This is a genomic window from Streptomyces sp. ISL-43, from assembly GCF_018614195.1.
Lineage (GTDB): Bacteria > Actinomycetota > Actinomycetes > Streptomycetales > Streptomycetaceae > Streptomyces.
Map to the genome: position 1 here is coordinate 51,555 of NZ_JAGGOT010000004.1, position 20,951 is coordinate 72,505.

Genomic DNA, 20,951 nt, shown 5'->3' on the forward strand with positions numbered 1-20,951 from the left:
CCGATGACCACGAACGACCTCGGCATCCACGCCACTGGCCTGACCAAGTCCTACGGAGGCCTCCGCGTCCTCGACGGCGTCGACCTGGCCGTCCCGCGCGGCAGCGTCCTCGCCCTCCTCGGCCCCAACGGCGCGGGCAAGACCACCACGGTCCGCCTCCTCGCCACCCTCACCGCACCCGACCCCGGCTCCGGCACCGCGCGCGTCGCCGGGTACGACATCACCGCCGAACGAGCCCGCGTCCGCCGAAGCATCAGCCTCACCGGGCAGTTCGCCGCCGTCGACGACCTCCAGACCGGCGCCGAGATGCTCCGCATGACCGGCCGACTCTCCGGACTCTCCGCCCGCGCCGCCCGGTCCCGCGCCGACGAACTCCTCTCCCGCTTCGGACTCGCCGAAGCCGCCGGGCGCACGGCGAAGACCTACTCGGGCGGCATGCGCCGCCGCCTCGACCTCGCCGCGAGCCTCGTCGCCCGGCCCGAAGTGATCTTCCTGGACGAGCCGACCGCCGGGCTCGACCCGCGCAGCCGCCAGGACCTGTGGGAACTCGTACGGGAACTGCGCGCCGACGGCACGAGCGTGCTGCTCACCACCCAGTACCTGGAGGAGGCCGACCGGCTCGCCGACCGCGTGGCCGTCCTGGCCGGCGGGCGGATCGCCGCCGAAGGCACCCCGTCGGACCTCAAGTCCCGCGTGGCGGGCCACCGCCTCGACATGACCCTCGCCAGCCGGGCCGCCTACGACGCACTGGCCCCGCGCGCGGTCCGGCTCGCAGCGGGAGAGCCCGCCGCCGGGGCGGAGGGGGCCGCCGTTGCCGCGGAGGGCCTCACCCTCGCGCCGGAGGAGCTCGGCCTCAGCCTGCCCACCGACGGCAGCGCCGCCCACGTCCGGTCCCTGCTCGACGAACTCGACCCGGACCACACGGCCGTGGACCGCTTCACGGTCCGCGGCGCCACCCTCGACGACGTGTTCCTCACCCTGACGGGAGCCGCTCCGTGACCACCTCTGGAACTACCGCCGCCCACACCACCGGAACCGGAACCGCCGCCGGGACCGCCGTTGCGGCCCGCCCCGCCGTTCCCCCGACACGCCCCGCCGTCGCCGTGGCGTCCCTCGCCCTGGCCGGGCGCAGCCTCCGCATCAGCAGCCGTCAACCGGACGTCCTGATCACGGCCTTGATGCTGCCGGTCATGCTGATGCTCATCTTCGTGTACTTCTTCGGCGGGGCCATCGACACCGGGACGACCTACGTGACCTACGTGGTCCCGGGAGCGATGCTGCTCTGCGCGGGCTTCGGCGCGGCGAGCACCGCCGTCAGCGTCGCCACCGACATGAAGGACGGCGTGATCGACCGCTTCCGGTCCCTGGACATCGGCGGCGTACCGATCCTGGCCGGGCACGTCGCGGCCTCGGTCCTGCGCAATCTCGTGTCCACCGGCCTGGTCCTGGCCGTCGCCCTCGCCATCGGCTTCCGCCCGCAGGCCTCGCTGCCCGGCTTCCTGGCCTCGGCCGCGCTCCTGGTCGCGTACATCACCGCGATCTCGTGGCTGGCCGCGACGCTCGGGCTGCTCGCCGGCACGCCGGAGGCGGCGGGCGGCTTCACCTTCCTGATGATGTTCCTGCCGTACCCGTCCAGCGCGTTCGTCCCCATCGACACCATGCCCGGCTGGCTCCACGGCTTCGCCGACCACCAGCCGCTGACCCCGGTGATCGAATCCCTCCGGGCCCTGCTCCTGGCCCAGCCGACGGGCGACGCCCCCTGGGTGGCCCTGGCGTGGTGCGCGGCCATCGGTGTGGTGTCCGTGACCCTGGCGGCCGTTTTCTTCGAACGGCGGACGCGCTAGGTGCGGTGCGCCGAGGCGGCCGGGAAGCGGCCGCGCACCGCCCCGCGGCGCGGCTCCGGGGGGAGCCGCGCCGCGGGCTGACCGGTCGCGCCCAGCCGGTGCGGTGGCGCGGCGGCTCGCGGTGGGCGGTCGGCGGCTGTCGTCAGCCGCTACCGATTGAGCGGATAGGAATGGCGTCCCGTCACCTCGTCGATCTCCGAGTGGGCCTTCTGCAGCATCTGGGACGCGAGGTCCATGAGCGCGCGAGCGCCCGCGATCTCTTCCCCGACCCGCAGCTGCTCCGGGTCGGAGGGGTGGCGCATGGCGTAGCCGTGCGCCCTTATCTCGGAGCCGTCCCCGAGCCTGACCAGGGCCGCCGCACTGGTGCGGTGGCCCTCCTCGGTGAATTCGAGCTCCGCGTGCCACCCGACGAGCGTGGACATGGTGCATCACCTCCAGGGGGTCACCCTCCCTCCCAGGGTGCGCCTGCGGCGGGTGGAGCGCGAGTTCAGGCGTTCGGGCATCTGGGGCAATCCCGCTCGCGCGGCGCGCCGCGCGCCGATGACCACGGACCGCGACCGATCGATCACAGAACGCAGCGGTCCGTGAACGGAAGGAACCCCACATGCCGAAGATCAAAACGATCGTGTTCGCCCTCGGGCTCGCGCTCGCCACTCTCTTCCTGGCCTCGGCGCCCGCGAGCGCCTGCGGCAAGACCGTGCGCATCGAGGGCAGCGGCACGGGAGCGATCCGCATCAACAAGATCCGCTACTAGGACGTCGCGCCATCGGGGACGACACCCCGTGACCCGGGCCCGACCGAAGTGAGTACCCGCACTCATGTGCCGACTCCCCCGCCCCGGTTGACTGGCGTCATGAACCTGAACCGGAACACGGGGCCGGACCTGGGCCGGGACCTGGCCCCCGGCCTGGATCCCTCGCGGGACCCCCGGGCGTTCATCGCCCCGCTCGTCTCCAGCCTGCTGACGCTGCCGCTCGGCGCCGTCGCGTTGTTCTTCGTCGCGCTGTCGCCGATGGCCTGCGACTCCTGCGGGGACACCGCCAGTGACCGGTTCGACGCCTCCTACGGCGTCGCCTTCACCGTCTTCGCAGCCGGGCTGCTCCTGGTCCTGGGCCTGCTCGTCGCCGCCTGGGCCCTGCCCTGGGAGCGGCGCAACTCCGGCCGCCGGGTGGTGCTCGCGCTCACCGCCCCGGCGGCCGTGGCCCTCGACTACGCCGTCTTCTACGGGATCGTCGACTGGCCTTAGCGCTCCGCGCGCAGCCAACCCGCCACTTCGGTCGCCCAGTACGTCAGGATCGTGTCCGCGCCCGCCCGCTTGATGCCGAGCAGGGTCTCCAGGATGGCCCGGTCGCGTTCGATCCAGCCCTTCTCCGCCGCCGCCTCGATCATCGCGAACTCGCCGCTGATCTGGTACGCGGCCACCGGTACGTCGACCGCCTGCGCGACCCGGTACAGGATGTCGAGGTACGGTCCGGCCGGCTTGACCATCACCATGTCGGCGCCCTCCTCCAGGTCGAGGGCGAGCTCGCGCAGCGACTCCCGGGCGTTCGCCGGGTCCTGCTGGTAGCTCTTGCGGTCGCCCTGGAGCGAGGAGGCGACGGCCTCGCGGAACGGGCCGTAGAAGGCGGAGGAGTACTTCGCCGTGTACGCGAGGATCGAGACGTCCTCGTGGCCCGTCTCGTCCAGCGCGTCGCGGATGACGCCGACCTGGCCGTCCATCATCCCGCTGGGGCCGACCACGTGGACGCCCGCGTCGGCCTGGACCTGCGCCATCTCGGCGTAGCGCTCCAGCGTCGCGTCGTTGTCCACGCGCCCGTGCTCGTCCAGGACCCCGCAGTGCCCGTGATCGGTGTACTCGTCCAGGCACAGGTCCGACATGATCACCAGGTCGTCCCCGACCTCGGCCTTCACGTCGCGGATCGCGACCTGCAGGATCCCGTCCGGCTCGGTGCCCGCCGTGCCCCGCGCGTCCTTGTTCTCGTCGGCCGGGACCCCGAACAGCATGATCCCCGAGACGCCCGCCTCGACCGCCTCGACGGCGGCCTTGCGCAGCGTGTCCCGGGTGTGCTGGACCACGCCCGGCATCGCCGAGATGGCGAGCGGCTCGCTGATGCCCTCCCGTACGAACGCCGGGAGGATCAGGTCCGAGGGGTGCAGCCTGGTCTCCGCGACCATGCGCCGCATCGCCGGGGTGGTGCGCAGCCGCCGGGGCCGCGATCCGGGGAAGGATCCGTACGTGCTCATCTTCAGTCGCCTCTTCGAGCATCGAGAACAGTCCGGACAAGGGTAGGGCCCGGGTGCGCCTGCACCCGGGCCCTACCCCCTAACGCCCCCATCAGGTCGTACGGCGCCTGCGCGCCCCCGGGCGCCGCTCGCTCGGCCGGTACACGTTCTCCCCGGCCTCCTTGGCGGCCTCGCGGCGCGCGGCCCCGTACTCCGCCAGGGCTTCGGCCAGCTTGCCGACGCTCGGCTCGGGCGACAGGACGTCGACCCGCAGGCCGTGCTCCTCGGCCGTCTTGGCCGTCGCCGGGCCGATGCACGCGATGACGGTGACGTTGTGCGGCTTGCCGGCGATGCCGACCAGGTTCCGCACGGTCGACGAGGACGTGAAGAGCACGGCGTCGAAGCCGCCGCCCTTGATCGCCTCGCGGGTGTCCTGCGGCGGCGGGGAGGCGCGCACGGTCCGGTAGGCGGTGACGTCGTCGACCTCCCACCCGAGCTCGATCAGCCCGGCGACCAGGGTCTCGGTGGCGATGTCGGCGCGCGGCAGGAAGACGCGGTCGATCGGGTCGAAGACCGGGTCGTACGGCGGCCAGTCCTCCAGCAGTCCGGCGGCGGACTGCTCGCCGCTGGGCACGAGGTCGGGCTTGACGCCGAACTCCACCAGCGCGGCGGCGGTCTGCTCGCCCACGGCGGCGACCTTGATGCCGGCGAAGGCACGGGCGTCGAGCCCGTACTCCTCGAACTTCTCGCGTACGGCCTTGACCGCGTTCACCGAGGTGAAGGCGATCCACTCGTAGCGGCCGGTGACGAGCCCCTTGACCGCCCGCTCCATCTGCTGCGGGGTGCGCGGCGGCTCCACGGCGATGGTCGGCACCTCGTGCGGCACGGCGCCGTACGAACGCAGCTGGTCGGAGAGCGAGGCTGCCTGCTCCTTGGTGCGCGGTACGAGCACGCGCCAGCCGAACAGCGGCTTCGACTCGAACCAGGACAGCTCCTCGCGGCGCGCGGCGGCGCCGTGCTCCCCGACCACGGCTATGACGGGCCGCGAACCCTCCGGGGAGGGGAGGATCTTGCCCTGCTTGAACACCTGGGCGATGGTGCCCAGGGTCGCGCTCCAGGTCCGCTGGCGGGTCGTCGTACCGGCCACGGTCACGGTGAGCGGGGTGTCGGGCTTGCGCCCGGCGCTCACCAGCTCGGCGGCGGCCGCGGACACCGTCTCCAGCGTCGCGGAGACGACGAGGATGCCGTCGCTGGCACCCACCTCGCTCCAGCAGCGCTGGGAGGCGTTGCGCGCGTCCACGAACCGCACGTCCGCGCCCTGCTTGCCGCTGAGCGGCACACCGGCGTACGCGGGCACGCCGACGGCGGTCGCGACACCGGGGACGACCTCGAAGGGGATGCCCCCGGTGGCGCAGGCGAGCATCTCCTCGGCCGCGTTCCCGTCGAGTCCGGGGTCGCCGGTGACGGCACGGACGACCCGCCTGCCGGAGCGCGCGGCCTCCATGACAAGATTGGCGGCATCTCGGATCACCGGGAGCCCGGCGGCTGCTGACTTCTCGTCAGCGATCGTCAGCTGCGGCGTGTCCACCCCCGCGCGCGCATGCGAACGTACGACCTCGAGTACCTCGGGCTCCGCGATCAGGACGTCCGCGGCGCCGAGTGCCTCGACGGCGCGCAGCGTCAGCAGACCCGGGTCGCCCGGACCGGCACCGAGGAAGGTGACGTGCCCGTGGACGGCGACCGCCGGAAAAGCGGAGGTGGTGGGACTTGTGGGGTTCAAAGCGACCGCTCCCCCATCAGACCGGCCGCGCCCTTGGCCAGCATCTCGTCCGCGAGTTCGCGGCCGAGCGCCATGGCCTCGTCGTACGACTGGGGCACGGGACCGGTGGTGGACATCTGCACCAGCGTGGAACCGTCGAGGGTTCCCACGACTCCACGCAAGCGCATCTCATTGACAGTCTGCCCGTCGGCCAGCAGGTCGGCGAGCGCCCCCACGGGGGCGCTGCAGCCGGCCTCCAGGGCGGCGAGCAGGGCGCGTTCCGCGGTCACGGCGGCCCGGGTGTACGGGTCGTCGAGCTCGCCGAGCGCGGCGATCAGGTCCGTGTCGGACGCGAGGCACTCCACGGCCAGGGCACCCTGGCCGGGTGCGGGCAGCACGTTGTCGACGGAGATCAGGTCGGTGGCCTCGTCGCCGCGGCCGATCCGGTTGAGCCCGGCGGCGGCGAGGACGACGGCGTCGAGCTCTCCGTTCCGCACGTAGCCGATCCGGGTGTCGACGTTGCCGCGGATGGCGACGGTCTCGATGACCTTGCCCAGCGACTTGGCGTAGGCGTGCAGCTGCGACCTGCGGCGGGGCGAACCGGTACCGACGCGCGCGCCGTCGGGCAGCTGCTCGAAGGTCAGGCCGTCGCGCGCGACGAGCGCGTCCCGGGGGTCCTCGCGCTGCGGCATGGCCGCGATGACGAGGTCGTCGGGCTGCGTGGTGGGCAGGTCCTTCAGCGAGTGCACGGCGAAGTCGACCTCGCCGCGTACGAGGGCCTCGCGCAGGGCGGTGACGAAGACGCCGGTGCCGCCGATCTGCGAGAGGCTCTCGCGGGACACGTCACCGTAGGTCGTGATCTCCACGAGCTCGACGGGCCGGCCGGTGATCGCCCGTACCGCCTCGGCTACATGTCCGGACTGGGACATGGCCAGCTTGCTTCGCCGCGTGCCGAGCCGGAGAGGCTGGTCGAGACGTGGATTCATGATGCCCGTCCTGAGTCGTCGTTCTTGTCTGCCGCGTCCGCCCGGCTGACGGAGGCCACCGTCTGCGGGTCGAGATCGAAGAGTTCGCGCAGTGCTTCGGCGTACCCGGCGCCGCCGGGCTCGCTCGCGAGCTGCTTGACGCGCACGGTCGGCGCGTGGAGGAGCTTGTCGACGACGCGCCGCACGGTCTGAGTCACTTCAGCCCGCTGCCGATCGTCGAGATCGGGCACCCGTCCGTCGAGCCGCGCCACTTCCATGGCGACGACCTCGGCGGCCATGGCGCGCAGGGCGACCACGGTGGGCGTGATGTGCGCGGCCCGCTGGGCGGCCCCGAACGCGGCCACTTCCTCGGCCACTATCCCGCGCACGGCGTCGACGTCGGCGGCCATCGGCGCGTCGGCGCTCGCTTCGGCCAGCGACTCGATGTCGACCAGCCGTACGCCGGGGATCCGGTGCACGGCCGCGTCGATGTCGCGCGGCATGGCCAGGTCCAGCAGAGCGAGCCGTACGGGCTGCGCGTCCACCAGGCTGCGGGCCCCCTTGCGGGGCTGCCGCTGCGCGGCCGCCTCACCCTGGTCGGCCCAGGTGCCGTGGAGTTCCAGGGAGCTGGCGTCGACCCCGGTCAGCGCGGCCCGCCCGCCGGAAGTCGGCGAGTCCAGCCCGACGGGACACCCGTCGGACTCCTCGACGGCAACCTTGCTCCGCACGGCCCCGCCATCGGCGATCCGCTGCCCCCCGGCAGAAGCCGCGACGAGCCGCGCCACGAGCTCGGAATCCAGCCCCGCCGGCGTTTGCGGCGCGGGGGTCCGGGTGCCGGCGCCCGCCGGCGGCTCCGCACCGTCAAAGGGTCCGGGCTCGCCCGGGGAACGGTGGAAGGGAGGGTAGGGGACGGTCCCCGCAGGGCCCGCCTCCACCGCGGCCGCGACATCGTCCCCGGTCAGCACCAGCCCGGTCGCACCCGTGCACGACACGACGACATCGACTCGTGTCAGCTCGTCGGCGACGACGGACATCGGCACCGCGGACGCCCCCACCCCGGCGCCCGAGGCAACCAGAATCTCGGCAAGCCGCTCCGCCCGCTCGGCGGTCCGGTTGGCCACGACGATCTCGGCGAAGCCGACCCGCGCCAGCGTCGCCGCCGCCAGCGACGACATCGACCCGGCCCCGATGACGAGCGCCCGCTTCCCCGCGGCCCACTCCTCCACCGGCACGTGCACGGCGAGCTGCTCCAGCCCGAAGGTCACCAGCGACTGCCCGGCCCGGTCGATCCCGGTCTCGGAGTGCGCCCGCTTGCCGACCCGCAGCGCCTGCTGGAAGAGGTCGTTGATGAGACGGCCGGCGGTGTGGAGCTCCTGCCCCAGCGCCAGCGCGTCCTTGATCTGGCCGAGGATCTGCCCCTCGCCGACGACCATCGAGTCCAGCCCGCACGCCACCGAGAACAGGTGGTGCACCGCCCGGTCCTCGTAGTGCACGTACAGATACGGAGTGAGCTCCTCCAGAGCCACGCCGCTGTGCTGCGCGAGCAAGGTGGAAAGCTCGGCCACGCCCGCGTGGAACTTGTCCACGTCGGCGTACAGCTCGATGCGGTTGCACGTGGCGAGCACCGCCGCCTCCGCCGCCGGCTCCGCGGCCAGCGTGTCGTGCAGCAGCTTGACCTTGGCATCTGCGGGCAGCGAGGCGCGCTCCAGCACGCTCACGGGCGCACTGCGGTGGCTCAGCCCTACGACGAGCAGACTCATGCCGGCATCACCGCCGGGACGTCGCCCTCGGGGCCGTTCTTGCGCGCGACGGCGGCGGCCCGCCCGGCGGGCGGGACCACGGCGGCGGCCGGAGCCGCACCGGTGCCGGTGCCCGCGGCGGAGCCGCCGGCGGCAGCGGCGGCGGCCGCTTCCTCGCCGGCCTTGCGCTGCTCGTGGAACGCCAGGATCTGCAGCTCGATCGACAGGTCGACCTTGCGCACGTCGACGCCCTCGGGCACGGACAGCACGGTGGGCGCGAAGTTCAGGATGGAGGTGACCCCGGCGGCGATCAGCCGCTCGGAGACCTGCTGCGCCGCACCGGCCGGGGTCGCGATGACCCCGATCGAGACGCCGTTCTCCTCGATGATCCGCTCCAGCTCATCGGTGTGCTGTACGGGCATGCCCGCGACGGGCTTGCCGGCCATGGCCGGGTCGGCGTCGATGAGCGCCGCCACGCGGAAGCCGCGGGACGCGAAGCCGCCGTAGTTGGCGAGGGCCGCGCCCAGGTTGCCGATGCCGACGATGACGACGGGCCAGTCCTGGGTCAGTCCGAGCTCGCGGGAGATCTGGTAGACGAGGTATTCCACGTCGTATCCGACCCCGCGCGTCCCGTAGGAGCCGAGGTAGGAGAAGTCTTTGCGCAGCTTCGCGGAGTTGACTCCTGCGGCCGCGGCGAGCTCCTCGGAGGACACCGTGGGCACCGATCGCTCGGAGAGCGCGGTGAGGGCACGCAAGTACAGCGGAAGCCGGGCGACAGTGGCCTCGGGAATACCTCGGCTGCGGGTCGCCGGTCGGTGAGTTCGGCCAGTTGCCACGATGCTCCTGCGGGATGAGCGGGGCTGCAGGTGGCCACTTGTCCCAGGACCACCCCGTCGAATGCAGGCTATGTCTTTGTGAACGCGTGCACAAAGATTGTGTCCGCTTTGTCCGAGCAAAGTGACCGGGGTCACGCACCTTGGGCATGCGGGGCGGGAACGGTCGACACGCCGAACCCGTTCAATTCCCGAAGGGGGCAAAACTGCACACACTCCTCACCAATACGCCCCCGAGACCCCATAAATCGCCCACGATCGTAACCGCCCGAAGGGTCAAGCCTGCAATGCCCGTCGGAGCCGGTCAGGGTTCACCCTCCAGAAGGTGTGCTGCTCGCCGTCCACCAGCACGACGGGAATCTGCTCCCAGTGCAGGCGGTAGAGCTCCTCCTCCTGCGAAATGTCCTTCTTCTCCCACTGTGCGCCCGTCTCGGCGCAGACCTTCTCGACCACTTCCTGGGCGTCATCGCAGAGGTGGCACCCCGGCTTCCCGATGAGCGTGACCATCCGCTCCTCGGGACGCTTCTTCTCGGCACGGCGAAGCAAAGGACTCATGCCCCCATTCTCCCGCGCCCGGGCGCGGGACGGCTCCGCGCCGGGGCACTCCGAAGACTCGGAAGACGCCGAAGAGTTCACACAGCCGATTCCCATCGGTTCGGGAAGTCCCGAACACAGTGGCTATGCTCGCGTCATGCCCCGCCCGACGCCCGACCACCACCCCGGTAGGAGTCCCTTCGGGACGCGCGCTCACTGGGGATGGCTCACCCCTCGCAGACGCTCCTCCACCGCGCGGAGCGTGCTGGCGGGCGAGGCCTCCGCCGAGGCCGCCCGCAAGACCGCGCTGACCGACGAGGCACCGGGCGCCCTGGACTCCGCGGCGGCCCTGGAGGCCGCCGAGGCGCAAGAGGCCGAGGCGCTCGAAGCCCTGGAAGCCGGAGCGGGCGAAAGCGCCGTGCCCGAGTTCCCCGTCGCCGGCGACGACCTCGCCGCCGCGTTCTTCGACCTCGACAACACCGTCATGCAGGGCGCCGCGATCTTCCACTTCGGCCGCGGCCTCTACAAGCGGGAGTTCTTCCGCCGCCGCGAACTCGCCCGCTTCGCCTGGCAGCAGGCCTGGTTCCGGCTCGCCGGGGTCGAGGACCCCGAGCACATGCAGGACGCCCGCGACAGCGCGCTGTCCATCGTCAAGGGACACAAGGTCTCCGAGCTGATGTCCATCGGCGAGGAGATCTACGACGAGTACATGGCGGAGCGGATCTGGCCGGGCACCCGCGCCCTGGCCCAAGCCCACCTCGACGCCGGCCAGAAGGTGTGGCTGGTGACGGCCGCCCCCGTCGAGACGGCCACGATCATCGCCCGCAGGCTCGGCCTGACCGGGGCCCTGGGCACCGTCGCCGAATCCGTGGACGGCGTGTACACCGGCCGGCTGGTCGGCGAGCCGCTGCACGGCCCCGCCAAGGCGGAGGCCGTCCGCGCCCTGGCCGCCGCCGAGGGCCTGGACCTCGCGCGCTGCGCCGCGTACAGCGATTCGCACAACGACATTCCGATGCTGTCGCTGGTCGGACATCCCTACGCGATCAATCCCGACACAAAACTGCGCAAGCATGCCCGCGCCATGGACTGGCGCCTGCGCGACTATCGGACCGGTCGCAAGGCCGTGAAGGTCGGCGTCCCGGCCGCCGCCGGGGTCGGCGCGATCGCGGGCGGCGCGGCCGCCGCGATCGCCCTGCACCGCCGCCGCAAGTAACGGCCACAGGCCCTCTCCCGGCCCCAGCCCCGCCCCCGCCCGGGCTCCCGCCCCACGGCGGCCGGCCCGCCGCCGCCGCACCCCGGGAGCCTGGGCATTCGCTCACCTCTACCCGCGCCCCCGGCGCGGCACTCCGCCATGCCCGACTCGGTCGCGAGCCACCGTGGAAGCCGCCATTCCGCGCACCCAACCGATCAAGAATCGATCACCATCTGCGACTGAATATGCCCTCGACACGCAACAGAAGTGTCGTAACCGGTGATTTGAGCAACTGGGTGTAGTGCTGCCTGTACGAAGCGTTATTCTCCTCAAACGCATGCCACCGCTCATCTGTCGCCACGACGGGTGAACGGTCCCGCACTGCACGTGATGGAAGCTCTGCCTCTGGGAGTCCCGTGTACCCACCTGTCGGGGTTGACGCCTCGGGCCTGGCTACGCTGCGCGCAACGGTCCTCGACCACCTGCGCGGCTTCGTCCCCACCGCGTACGCCGTCCCCGCATTCGCCACCGCGGTCCCCGCCGGACTCGGCCCGGCCGGTCCTTGCTATGCCCTGACCGACGGCGGAGCGACGGTGGGCAGACGGGGACGCTCCGGCGCCGCCGTCGGCGCCGCCGCCGGTACCACCGCGCCCGCCGCCCGCCGCCCCACGGCGGACAGCGACCAGGCCCGCATGATGGACCTGGTCGAACGCGCCCAGGCCGGCGAGGCCGACGCCTTCGGCCGCCTGTACGACCAGTACAGCGACACGGTCTACCGCTACATCTACTACCGCGTCGGCGGCAAGGCGACCGCGGAGGATCTCACCAGCGAGACCTTCCTGCGCGCGCTGCGCCGCATCTCCACCTTCACCTGGCAGGGCCGCGACTTCGGCGCCTGGCTCGTGACGATCGCCCGCAACCTGGTCGCCGACCACTTCAAGTCGAGCCGCTTCCGCCTGGAAGTCACCACCGGCGAGATGCTCGACGCCAACGAGGTGGAACGGTCCCCCGAGGACTCCGTCCTGGAGTCCCTCTCCAACGCGGCCCTGCTGGAAGCCGTACGGAAACTCAATCCGCAGCAGCAGGAGTGCGTGACCCTGCGCTTCCTGCAGGGCCTCTCGGTCGCCGAGACGGCCCGGGTGATGGGGAAGAACGAGGGCGCCATCAAGACGCTCCAGTACCGGGCGGTCCGCACCCTGGCCCGCCTGCTCCCCGACGATGCCCGCTGACGCCGCCTCTCCTCTCACATTCGGTATCCCTCCCTGATGACATTGATGACACTGACGACGCTGTGGTCCGATCATCCTTCGTCCGTAACCCAAGTGCCACGCCGCTCGTTGTGGGGAATGCAGGCTCCCTGTGGACAAGCCCTGACTGAAGCCGCTCACTCGAAAGTGTGGATGTGCTCAAGGAAGGCAACCTTCCGGACACCTTGGGGAGTCGATCGTCATGACGAGAGGAGGTGCCGCCAGTGATCGCGAACGTGACTCCGCACCGGCGGGCGAACGCCTTCGCCCAGGCCCTGGAGGATCGGACACCGTCCGACCTTTCGGAACCGGACCCGGCGGCCGAGCAGTCCGAGGCACCTGCCGAACCTGCCGACCACGACCGGTTGTTGGCCCTGGCGAGCGTGCTCGGCGAAAGAATGCCGCGCCCGGTGCTGGATCCAGAGGTCAAAGTGGTGCAACGAGCACAGCTCGTCGCCGCCATGGAGGCCATGGTGATGGAAGAGAGGGCCGGGGGCAGTGCCGCCCCGGACCCTCTCGTGCCCGAACAGCGGACCGGCCGCGGCGCCCACCGGGCGACCTCGCTCCGGAAATTGCGGCCCCGCTCCCGCTGGTCCAAGGGCATCGCGGCGGGTGGCCTCACCGTGGGTGTGGCCGCCGGGGCCTTCAGCGGAGTGGCCGCTGCGAGTACGAACGCCCTGCCAGGTGACCATCTGTACCCCGTGAAGCGGGGCATGGAGGACATCCGGCTCGGGATGGCCGACGACGATTCGGACCGGGGCGAGCTCTATCTCGACCAGGCCTCGAACCGCCTGTCGGAAGCCCGGCGGCTGATGGAGCGCGGCCGGCTGGGCGCACTGGACCACGAGTCCCTCGGCGAGATCCGCCGGGCGCTCGCGGGCATGAAGCACGACGCCTCGGAGGGCCACCGGCTCCTCCAGGCCGCCTACGAACGGGACGGCTCGCTCGGCCCGATCCAGGCACTGTCCTCGTTCTCCCGCTCGCACCGCGATGCGTGGGCCAAGCTCCGGGGGAACCTCCCGGTGCAGCTCACGGACGTGGGCGGCGAGGTGGAGTCGGTCTTCCAGGCCATAGACGAAGACGTGGCGCCGCTCCAGGGTCTGCTTCCGAAGCCTCCGGAACAGACCCGCGGCTCCGGCCCCTCCACCCGGCCGAGCACCCCGGCGGGCAAACAGCAGACGGCGCCCTCCCCGGGCACTCCGTCGGCGACGCCCGCTCCCTCGGCCTCCGGCTCCGCGAAGGCCCCGTCCCCCGGCGGCGGTCTCCTCGGTGGCACGGGCAATCTGCTGAATCCGCCCGCGGGCCAGCAGACCCCGGCCGCGTCCGGCGCACCGGAGCTACCCCACCCGGACATCACCCTCCCGCCGCTGCTCCCCGGCCTCCTCCCAGGCCTGGGCCTCAAGGCGGAGGACGCGGAGTAGAGCCGAGTACGCCGGCGAGGCATCCAGCCTCGCCGGCGTATCCGTGCGTCCTCGTGCTCGTCCTCGTCAGAAGAAGACGGACCTCCGCTGCACCAGCAGCTTGTAGAGCGTGTGCTGGATCTGCTCCCGGACCTGGTCGGTCAGGTTGAACATCAGCATCGGATCCTCAGCCGCCTCCGGCGCGTAGCCCGCGGTTTCGATCGGCTCCCCGAACTGGATCGTCCACTTCGTCGGCAACGGCACCGCCCCGAGCGGCCCCAGCAACGGGAACGTCGGCGTGATCGGGAAGTACGGGATACCCAGCAGCCGCGCGAGCGTCTTCGCGTTGCCGATCATCGGGTAGATCTCCTCCGCCCCCACGATCGAACAGGGCACGATCGGCGTCCCCGCCCTCAGCGCGGTCGACACGAAGCCGCCCCGCCCGAAACGCTGGAGCTTGTACCGCTCGCCGAACGGCTTCCCTATCCCCTTGAAGCCCTCGGGCATCACGCCCACCAGCTCCCCGGCCTCCAGCAGCCGCTGCGCGTCCTCCGCGCACGCCAGCGTGTGACCGGCCTTCCGCGCGAGCTCGTTGACGACCGGCAGCATGAACACCAGGTCCGCCGCCAGCAGCCGCAGGTGCCGCTCGGCCGGGTGGTGGTCGTGCACGGCCACCTGGAGCATCAGCCCGTCCAGCGGCAGCGTCCCGGAGTGGTTCGCCACGATCAGCGCGCCGCCCTCCTTCGGGATGTTCTCGATGCCCTTGACCTCGACCCGGAAGTACTTGTCGTACAGCGGCCGCATCAGGGACATCAGGACCTGGTCCGTCAGCTCCTTGTCATAGCCGAAGTCGTCGACCTCGTACTCCCCGGTGATCCGGCGCCGCAGGAACGCCAGCCCGCCCGCGATCCGCCGGTCCCAGATCGCGCCGCCGCCCTGCCCAGCCGGCTCCGGCGCGGCCGCGAGCGCGGGCTCCGCCGCCGGTTCCACCGCGCGTTCCGACTCCGGCGCGACGCGCACCCGCCGCGGCGGCCGGCGCCGCGGCCGGTCCTCGTCGAACGGAATGACCTTGGCGTCCGCCACTATCGCTTCGCTCCCTCAGCCACGGCCTCAGTCCCGGCCTCTACGTTCAACAGCCCGGCCACCCGGTCCACCGCCCGGCCCACCCGCTCCGGGGGCAGCAGCCCGCTCCCCCGGCTCCGCGTGAAGTCGGCGAAGGTCTCGGCCGTGGTGTACATCGGCTCGAATCCCAGCACCTCCCGCATCTGCGAGGTCTGCACGACCCGCCCGTGCGTGAGGAGCCTTATCTGCTCGGGCGAGAAGTCGGTCGCCCCGACCGCCCGCAGGGCCGAGCCCACCCAGGTCACCGCGGGCAGCAGCAGCGGCACCGTCGGCCGGCCGAGGCGCCGCGCGCACTGCGAGAGCAGCAGCACCCCGTCGCCGGCGATGTTGAAGGTCCCGCTCGTCCCGCTGCCGTGTCGGGGTTCCTGGGCCGCGAGCTTGAGCACCTCCAGCACGTCGTCCTCGTGGACGAACTGCAGGCGCGGGTCGTAGCCCAGCACGGTCGGGATCAGCGGCATGGAGAAGTACTCGGCGAGCGCGGAGTCGGCGAAGGGCCCGAGGATGTTCGCGAACCGCAGCACGCACACGGCGACGTCCGGGCGCCTGCGCGCGAAGCCCCGTACGTACCCCTCGACCTCCACGGCGTCCTTGGCGAAGCCGGCCGCGGGCAGGGATTTGGGCTGGGTGGTCTCGGTGAAGACGGCCGGATCCCGTGAGGTGCCCCCGTACACGCTGGTACTGGACTTCACCACGAGGCGGCGTACCGTCGGGGACTTCTGGCAGGCCCCGAGGAGCTGCATCGTCCCGATGACGTTGGTTTCCTTGACGGTGCTGTAGGAGCCCGAGCCGGCCCCCGTGGCGGCACCTCCGGTGACCGCCAGGTGCACCACCGTGTCCACGGCGTTCTCGGCGAGCACGCGGGCGATGCCCGACTGCCTGATGTCCGTACGGACGAACTCGGCCGATCCCAGCCGGTGCGGCGGCGTCACCGCGTCGACCGCGATCACCCGCTCGACTTCCGGGTCGCGCTGGATCCGCCGCACGAAACGGCCTCCCAGCTGCCGGGCAGCCCCGGTAACGAGCACGACCTTCCCCACGAGCTCAGCGCCTCCTCAAGAAGTCCCCCGGCTGCACCGCAGCCCCTCCACCAAGAATGGCGGAGGGGCTGCGGAGAACACGTACAGCTGCCGTTTACTTCTTGTTACGGCGCTGAACGCGGGTGCGCTTGAGCAGCTTGCGGTGCTTCTTCTTAGCCATCCGCTTGCGCCGCTTCTTAATGACAGAGCCCACGACTACCCTCGCTCACTTCTCGGAACATCCCCGCGTCAGCGGGGATCTCGGTGCGGGGCGTCTGGGCCCACACGACCTACGTCGGCCTAGCCTACCCGCCCTGGCTCTGAGCTTGTAATCCGGTGCTTCCGAGGGGCTCATCAGGGCTCCCGGCCCTTGTCCTCAGGCCGATTCCACCCCCACGAAGGACTCGCGGAGGTACTCGTGCACCGCGTTCTCGGGGACCCGGAAGGACCTGCCCACCCGGATTGCGGGCAGATGACCGTTGTGCACCAGTCGGTACACGGTCATCTTCGACACTCGCATCACCGAGGCGACCTCCGCCACGGTCAGGAACTGAACCTCACTGAGAGGCCTCTCGCCAGCAGCCATGACACACCTTGACCTTCCGCGCATGACGGGCACCGGCTTCCCCTCCGGTTACGCCCCGTCGTCGCACGCTCACTCCCCAGAGTAGGGGCGTGTGGTACGAGTGGGGAAGAGGAGCTACGGCCACTCCTGCTAACCCGACAGACTCGCCCGATTGAGTACATAGCGAGTGAGGGGCCGGTAGTAGTCCGCGCGGACCGCGTCATCAAGCGGAACCGCCACCGAGACCCTCCCCTCGGCCTCCCCGACGAACAGCGCCGGATCATCCGTATCGGCCAGCCCGATCGCCTCCACACCGAGCTGACCTGCCCCGCAGACCCACCCGTGGTCCCCCACCACCAGCTCCGGCAGCGGCCCGCCGGCCTCCGCGAGTGCCCCGAGCGCGATCCGAACCGGCAGGGGCGAATGGGTGTGCGCGCCGGTCGTACTCCCGGGTGGACGCGCGCCGTCTTCCCGCACCAGTGCGACCCCCCGTACGTAATCGATACGGTGCGGGCGTAGACCGAACCGGGTCTGCATGTCGACGGCAACCCCCCGCGCCGGGGTGAGGACTTCACATCCGGCCGCCGACACGGCCTCGGCCAAAGCGGCGTAGAACCCCAGGAGCCGGTGCGGGTGACCGGTCGCGAACAGCACCGGCGCCCGCGCCACCGCCACCGCGCGCAGCCGCTCCGCGAAGGCCTCCAACCCCGCCAACGTGCGCTCCGGATCGATCACGTCCGGCCCGCTGACGTGCGCGGGATCCGGCGAGACCCCGCACTTGTCCGCCATCAGCCGCAGCAGGTCACGCTCGCCCCAGCCCCACTCCGGATCCAGCCCGAGCAGCACCCGGGGGTCGCGCGCGGCGAACAGCCGGTAGCTGCGCAGGCTCTCCTCCCGGGAGGTCGCGACGGGCCCGGCCAGACGGGCGGCCAGCAGATGCGCACGCAGGGCGCCGGTGCTCAACACCCTGCCGATGCTGCCCCACCAGACCTGGCGGATCATCAGTTACCGCCGATCGCCCCACCGTTGGCGTAACCGGACCTGTGTACCCGTCAGGCCAGCAGCCCCCGCAGCGGGAACGCCGCCCGGCGCGTGGCCAGCACGGCCTGGTCGATCCGGTCCGCCGGGTCGTAACCGGCCTCCCAGTCCCGCCAGGCCGGCACCCGCCCGTCCGTCATCCGCGCGGGCGCCAACTGCCGGGTCCGCGCGTACACCTCGTCCCGCCACGAAGCCGGCACCGCCGTCTCCGGATCGACCGGCCGGTGCGCGGCGATCGCCACCAGGTGCGTCCACGACCGCGGCACGACGTCCACGACCGCGTACCCGCCGCCCCCCAGCGCCAGCCACCGCCCGTCCGCGTACTCGTGCGCGAGCCCGTGGCAGGCCTCCTGGACCGCCCGCTGGGCGTCCAGCGACACCGCCAGGTGGGCGAGCGGGTCCTCGAAGTGCGTGTCGGCCCCGTGCTGGGTCACCAGCACCTGCGGCCGGAAGTCCGCCAGCAGCTCGGGCACGATTCCGTGGAACGCCCGCAGCCAGCCCTCGTCCCCGGTCCCGGCGGGCAGCGCGATGTTGACCGCCGAACCCTCCGCGGCGGGCCCGCCCGTCTCCTCGGGCCACCCGGTCTGCGGGAACAGCGTGCGCGGATGCTCGTGCATCGACACGGTCAGCACCCGCGGGTCGTCCCAGAAGGCCGCCTGCACCCCGTCGCCGTGGTGGACGTCCACGTCCACGTACGCGACGCGCTCGGCCCCGAGTTCCAGCAGCCGTGCGATGGCCAGCGCCGCGTCGTTGTACACGCAGAACCCGGCCGCCGCGCCCGGCATCGCGTGGTGCAGCCCGCCGGCGAAGTTCACGGCGTGGTCGGCCTCCCCGCGCCAGATCGCCTCGGCTCCGGCCACCGACTGCCCGGCGATCAGCGCGGACGCCTCGTGCATCCCGTGGAACGCCGGATCGTCCGTCGTCCCGAGCCCGTACGAGCCGTCGGCGATCCCGGGGTCCGCGGACACCTCGCGCACGGCCGCCAGGTAGTCCTCTCGGTGGACGAGCCGCAGCGTGGACTCGCCGGCCTGCCGCCCGGCCCGCACCTCCATCGCCCGGTCGAGCCCGAAGGCTCGTACCAGGCCCATGGTCAGCGCCAGACGCACCGGGTCCATCGGATGGCTCGGTCCGAAGTCATACTTCGTTACCGCCTCGTCCCACATCAACAACCCGCGGCCGCTCATGCTCGACACCGTATCGGGCACCTCCCGCACCGAACGAGCGGGCATGGAAAAGAGTGACGAGGACGAGCACCATCGGCACGAGCATCGCGCCCCGGTAGTTCCAGGCGTCGCCGATCCCGCCGACGAGCGGTGCGCCGATCAGGAAACCCACGTAGTTGAAGATGTTGAGCCGCGCGATGGCGGTGTCGGAGGCGTGGGGGAACAGCCGGCCCGCGGCGGCGAAGGTCTGCGGCACGATCACGCACAGCCCGATGCCCAGCAAGGTGAAACCGAGCATCCCCGACCACGCCCCGGGGGCCGCAGCGACCACGGCGAACCCCGCCGCGGCGACGACCGACCCGATCCGCACGACCGCCACGGCCCCGAAGCGGCGCACCCCGAGGTCGCCGACGGCCCGGCCGATCAGGGTGGTCACCATGTAGACGTTGTAGGGCACGGTCGCGAGCTGCTCGGAGGAGCCCAGCACGTCCTGGAGGTACTTGGCGCTCCAGTTCGAGACCGTCGAGTCCCCGATGTACGCGCACGCCATCACCAGGCACAGCGGCAGCAGCAGCTTGAACCCGCCGGCCCCCAGCCCCTTCTCGGCGCCGGCCGCGGCGGCCCCGCCGTCCTGGTCCACGTAATACCGGCTGGCGAGGAGCGCGAGCGGCAGCAGGATCGCGACGGCGGGCAGGTACGAGGTGAAGAGGTCCAGATGCCAGTGCGCCCCGGCCCACGCGGCGGAGGCGCCCAGGATCCCGCCGAGGCTGTACGCCGCGTGGAACCCGAGCATGATGCTGCGCCCGTACGCGCCCTGCAGGCTCACGCCGAGCATGTTCATCGAAGCGTCGAGCGCACCCACGAACAGCCCGAACGCCCCGAGCGCCAGCGCCACGTGCCACATCTCGCTGCCGGCGCCGACCCCGAGCAGCGCCAGCAGGACGAGCGGCTGCGCCCACCGCAGTACGGTGCTGGGCGCGACCCGCTTGACCAGGTGCTCGGTGACGACGCTGGACACCCCGGCGAGGATCGGCACGGCGGCGAGGAAGACGGGCAGCAGCCCGTCGGATATCCCGTACCGGTCCTGAATGGCGGGGATCCGCGTCACGAGGAGCGCGAAGGTCACTCCCTGCACGAAGAAACTGAATCCCAACGCCCCGCGCCCGCGGCTCAGCCGCGCGTCTGCTGTCATGGCGGCTCAGCGTAAGGCCCGGTGCTACCGGTGGGTAGAGCGATCACGTCTCGATCTGGTCAGTGACTGAATCCACCCTGGTGGCCGGGCGTGTACCCGCCCTCGTGGCCCTGGAGCCCGAGCAGACCGAGCAGCTGCCCCATGTCCCCGAAGTACCCGCTGGCGCCGGGCAGCCGGTCGGCGGGCACCATCGCCGTGTACGCCAACACGTCCATGCCGGCGGCGATGGCGGCCTGGACGCCCAGCGGGCTGTCCTCGACGACCACACACCGGCCGGGGGCCACGCCCATCTGGTCGGCGGCGTGCAGGAACAGGTCCGGGGCCGGCTTGCCCTGGCCCACGTCGTCCGCGCTGAAGATCCACTCCTCCTCGAACCACTCGTCGAGCCCGGCCGCCCGGTGCCCGACCCTGATCCGCTCGTGGCTCCCGGACGACGCGAGACAGTACGCGGTCCCGGTCTCGACCAGCGCCGCGAGCACCCCCTCCACCCCGGGCACGGGCTTGAGCTCCCGCTCGAAGGCCGAGAAGGTGCGGGCGTACAGCGTGGTGTCGAAGTCCGCCGGCAGAGCCTGCCCGGTCCGCTCGAGCACGAGGTCGTGCACCCGGTGCACGGCGGACCCCATGTAGTCGCGGAGCGACTCCTCGTACGAGGTCGCGTGCCCCAGCTCGGTCAGGTACCCGGCGAGGATGCTGTTGGCGAGCGGCTCACTGTCCACCAGCACGCCGTCGTTGTCGAAGATGACGAGGTCGTAGCCCATGCGACAACCCTACGAGCCGTCAGTGCAAATCCATCCGGACCCCATGCCGGGCATCCGCAGGACATCGAAAGATCCTCGGCTCCCCGATCACGCGGCCAAAGCCGCCGGATCCCGGCTCTCGCCCACCCGCTGATGCCGGCGAAGAGCTTGGGGAGGCCGGCGCGGGTGTGGATGAAGAGCTCCAACGATCCGCCCCTCGACGAGCGCGTCGGGGAAACGGTCGTGCGCGATGCGTCGCGCCGGCTCGATGGGATCCGCGTCCATGCCGGACAGGGTTCGAGACCGCTTGACCACCGGCCACGGATTTTTGGCCCAGAACGCAGAAAAGCCCCGCACCATGAGGTGCGGGGCTTTCCCACAA

Annotated in this window: 23 protein-coding genes; 7 read left to right on the forward strand and 16 right to left on the reverse strand. The window is 71.7% G+C overall.

Going from position 1 to position 20,951, the window contains the following annotated elements; translation table 11 throughout:
• The first annotated feature begins 3 nt into the window (after window positions 1–3).
• Complete coding sequence (locus tag J7F03_RS03245) at window positions 4–999, forward strand: ABC transporter ATP-binding protein (RefSeq protein WP_214947094.1); 996 nt, start codon at window positions 4–6, stop codon at window positions 997–999.
• Between the two features lie 104 nt (window positions 1,000–1,103).
• Entirely contained in the window at window positions 1,104–1,844 is a 741-nt protein-coding gene (locus J7F03_RS03250) for an ABC transporter permease (RefSeq protein WP_214947118.1), read from the forward strand.
• A 149-nt stretch (window positions 1,845–1,993) separates the two neighbouring features.
• Here J7F03_RS03250 and J7F03_RS03255 read toward each other — a convergent pair whose 3' ends face one another.
• A complete protein-coding gene (locus J7F03_RS03255; RefSeq protein ID WP_214947095.1) occupies window positions 1,994–2,266 on the reverse strand; it encodes a DUF1876 domain-containing protein in 273 nt (90 codons plus the stop codon).
• Window positions 2,267–2,448: 182 nt separating this feature from the next.
• On the opposite strand from J7F03_RS03255, the gene J7F03_RS03260 reads away from it, so the two are divergent.
• Together J7F03_RS03260 and J7F03_RS03265 are read left to right on the forward strand one after the other, a co-directional pair.
• Window positions 2,449–2,598, forward strand: coding sequence for a hypothetical protein (locus J7F03_RS03260; RefSeq protein ID WP_214947096.1), 150 nt, complete (start codon window positions 2,449–2,451; stop codon window positions 2,596–2,598).
• A 99-nt stretch (window positions 2,599–2,697) separates the two neighbouring features.
• Window positions 2,698–3,090 carry a hypothetical protein gene (locus tag J7F03_RS03265; protein WP_214947097.1) on the forward strand — a complete coding sequence of 131 codons (393 nt, stop codon included), beginning with the start codon at window positions 2,698–2,700 and terminating at the stop codon, window positions 3,088–3,090.
• On the opposite strand, the gene hemB is transcribed toward J7F03_RS03265, so the two are convergent.
• From hemB to J7F03_RS03295, 6 genes are all read right to left on the reverse strand, one after another.
• Window positions 3,087–4,088 carry a porphobilinogen synthase gene (hemB, locus tag J7F03_RS03270; protein ID WP_214947098.1) on the reverse strand — a complete coding sequence of 334 codons (1,002 nt, stop codon included), beginning with the start codon at window positions 4,086–4,088 and terminating at the stop codon, window positions 3,087–3,089. The two genes, J7F03_RS03265 and hemB, sit on opposite strands and share 4 nt — an antisense overlap.
• Before the next feature lie 91 nt (window positions 4,089–4,179).
• Window positions 4,180–5,847: a bifunctional uroporphyrinogen-III C-methyltransferase/uroporphyrinogen-III synthase gene (locus tag J7F03_RS03275; protein ID WP_214947099.1), complete on the reverse strand. Its 1,668-nt coding sequence runs from the start codon at window positions 5,845–5,847 to the stop codon at window positions 4,180–4,182.
• On the reverse strand, window positions 5,844–6,812 hold the full coding sequence (gene hemC, locus J7F03_RS03280; protein ID WP_214947100.1) for a hydroxymethylbilane synthase: 969 nt from the start codon (window positions 6,810–6,812) through the stop codon (window positions 5,844–5,846). The genes J7F03_RS03275 and hemC overlap by 4 nt, the downstream gene beginning before the upstream one ends.
• Window positions 6,809–8,551: a glutamyl-tRNA reductase gene (locus tag J7F03_RS03285; RefSeq protein ID WP_214947101.1), complete on the reverse strand. Its 1,743-nt coding sequence runs from the start codon at window positions 8,549–8,551 to the stop codon at window positions 6,809–6,811. Before J7F03_RS03285 ends, hemC begins: the two co-directional genes overlap by 4 nt.
• Window positions 8,548–9,366, reverse strand: coding sequence for a redox-sensing transcriptional repressor Rex (locus J7F03_RS03290; RefSeq protein ID WP_214947102.1), 819 nt, complete (start codon window positions 9,364–9,366; stop codon window positions 8,548–8,550). The genes J7F03_RS03285 and J7F03_RS03290 overlap by 4 nt, the downstream gene beginning before the upstream one ends.
• A 273-nt stretch (window positions 9,367–9,639) precedes the next feature.
• On the reverse strand, window positions 9,640–9,918 hold the full coding sequence (locus J7F03_RS03295) for a glutaredoxin family protein (protein WP_214947103.1): 279 nt from the start codon (window positions 9,916–9,918) through the stop codon (window positions 9,640–9,642).
• 136 nt (window positions 9,919–10,054) lie between these two features.
• On the opposite strand from J7F03_RS03295, the gene J7F03_RS03300 reads away from it, so the two are divergent.
• The 3 genes from J7F03_RS03300 to J7F03_RS03310 all read left to right on the forward strand — a co-directional run bounded on the left by J7F03_RS03300 (window position 10,055) and on the right by J7F03_RS03310 (window position 13,757).
• Window positions 10,055–11,110, forward strand: coding sequence for an HAD family phosphatase (locus tag J7F03_RS03300; protein WP_251071347.1), 1,056 nt, complete (start codon window positions 10,055–10,057; stop codon window positions 11,108–11,110).
• Window positions 11,111–11,505: 395 nt separating this feature from the next.
• Window positions 11,506–12,318: an ECF subfamily RNA polymerase sigma factor, BldN family gene (locus tag J7F03_RS03305; RefSeq protein ID WP_214947104.1), complete on the forward strand. Its 813-nt coding sequence runs from the start codon at window positions 11,506–11,508 to the stop codon at window positions 12,316–12,318.
• Between the two features lie 242 nt (window positions 12,319–12,560).
• Window positions 12,561–13,757, forward strand: a complete 1,197-nt coding sequence (locus J7F03_RS03310; protein ID WP_214947105.1) for a DUF5667 domain-containing protein — start codon at window positions 12,561–12,563, stop codon at window positions 13,755–13,757.
• Between the two features lie 66 nt (window positions 13,758–13,823).
• On the opposite strand, the gene J7F03_RS03315 is transcribed toward J7F03_RS03310, so the two are convergent.
• From J7F03_RS03315 to J7F03_RS03355, 9 genes are all read right to left on the reverse strand, one after another.
• Window positions 13,824–14,819: a lysophospholipid acyltransferase family protein gene (locus tag J7F03_RS03315; RefSeq protein WP_214947106.1), complete on the reverse strand. Its 996-nt coding sequence runs from the start codon at window positions 14,817–14,819 to the stop codon at window positions 13,824–13,826.
• Window positions 14,819–15,895: an NAD-dependent epimerase/dehydratase family protein gene (locus J7F03_RS03320; protein WP_214947107.1), complete on the reverse strand. Its 1,077-nt coding sequence runs from the start codon at window positions 15,893–15,895 to the stop codon at window positions 14,819–14,821. Before J7F03_RS03320 ends, J7F03_RS03315 begins: the two co-directional genes overlap by 1 nt.
• 94 nt (window positions 15,896–15,989) lie before the next feature.
• Complete coding sequence (locus J7F03_RS03325) at window positions 15,990–16,088, reverse strand: 30S ribosomal protein bS22 (RefSeq protein ID WP_003948845.1); 99 nt, start codon at window positions 16,086–16,088, stop codon at window positions 15,990–15,992.
• Between the two features lie 162 nt (window positions 16,089–16,250).
• Complete coding sequence (locus J7F03_RS03330) at window positions 16,251–16,460, reverse strand: helix-turn-helix domain-containing protein (RefSeq protein WP_162688852.1); 210 nt, start codon at window positions 16,458–16,460, stop codon at window positions 16,251–16,253.
• 129 nt (window positions 16,461–16,589) lie between these two features.
• Window positions 16,590–17,405 carry a phosphatase gene (locus J7F03_RS03335; protein ID WP_214947120.1) on the reverse strand — a complete coding sequence of 272 codons (816 nt, stop codon included), beginning with the start codon at window positions 17,403–17,405 and terminating at the stop codon, window positions 16,590–16,592.
• A gap of 86 nt (window positions 17,406–17,491) precedes the next feature.
• On the reverse strand, window positions 17,492–18,661 hold the full coding sequence (locus tag J7F03_RS03340) for an acetoin utilization protein AcuC (protein WP_214947108.1): 1,170 nt from the start codon (window positions 18,659–18,661) through the stop codon (window positions 17,492–17,494).
• Window positions 18,612–19,832, reverse strand: coding sequence for an MFS transporter (locus J7F03_RS03345; protein ID WP_214947109.1), 1,221 nt, complete (start codon window positions 19,830–19,832; stop codon window positions 18,612–18,614). Before J7F03_RS03345 ends, J7F03_RS03340 begins: the two co-directional genes overlap by 50 nt.
• Before the next feature lie 59 nt (window positions 19,833–19,891).
• Window positions 19,892–20,590, reverse strand: coding sequence for an HAD family phosphatase (locus J7F03_RS03350; protein ID WP_214947110.1), 699 nt, complete (start codon window positions 20,588–20,590; stop codon window positions 19,892–19,894).
• An 87-nt stretch (window positions 20,591–20,677) separates the two neighbouring features.
• The coding region (locus tag J7F03_RS03355) for a hypothetical protein (protein ID WP_214947111.1) at window positions 20,678–20,951 on the reverse strand (274 nt) is incomplete at its 5' end.

Coding starts and splice junctions, on each gene's coding strand:
- J7F03_RS03245 (WP_214947094.1), top strand. CDS start 4: ATGACCACGAACGACCTCGGCATCCACGCCACTGGCCTGACCAAGTCC.
- J7F03_RS03255 (WP_214947095.1), bottom strand. CDS start 2,266: ATGTCCACGCTCGTCGGGTGGCACGCGGAGCTCGAATTCACCGAGGAG.
- J7F03_RS03260 (WP_214947096.1), top strand. CDS start 2,449: ATGCCGAAGATCAAAACGATCGTGTTCGCCCTCGGGCTCGCGCTCGCC.
- J7F03_RS03265 (WP_214947097.1), top strand. CDS start 2,698: ATGAACCTGAACCGGAACACGGGGCCGGACCTGGGCCGGGACCTGGCC.
- hemB (WP_214947098.1), bottom strand. CDS start 4,088: ATGAGCACGTACGGATCCTTCCCCGGATCGCGGCCCCGGCGGCTGCGC.
- hemC (WP_214947100.1), bottom strand. CDS start 6,812: ATGAATCCACGTCTCGACCAGCCTCTCCGGCTCGGCACGCGGCGAAGC.
- J7F03_RS03285 (WP_214947101.1), bottom strand. CDS start 8,551: ATGAGTCTGCTCGTCGTAGGGCTGAGCCACCGCAGTGCGCCCGTGAGC.
- J7F03_RS03295 (WP_214947103.1), bottom strand. CDS start 9,918: ATGAGTCCTTTGCTTCGCCGTGCCGAGAAGAAGCGTCCCGAGGAGCGG.
- J7F03_RS03300 (WP_251071347.1), top strand. CDS start 10,055: ATGCCCCGCCCGACGCCCGACCACCACCCCGGTAGGAGTCCCTTCGGG.
- J7F03_RS03330 (WP_162688852.1), bottom strand. CDS start 16,460: ATGGCTGCTGGCGAGAGGCCTCTCAGTGAGGTTCAGTTCCTGACCGTG.
- J7F03_RS03340 (WP_214947108.1), bottom strand. CDS start 18,661: ATGAGCGGCCGCGGGTTGTTGATGTGGGACGAGGCGGTAACGAAGTAT.
- J7F03_RS03345 (WP_214947109.1), bottom strand. CDS start 19,832: ATGACAGCAGACGCGCGGCTGAGCCGCGGGCGCGGGGCGTTGGGATTC.
- J7F03_RS03350 (WP_214947110.1), bottom strand. CDS start 20,590: ATGGGCTACGACCTCGTCATCTTCGACAACGACGGCGTGCTGGTGGAC.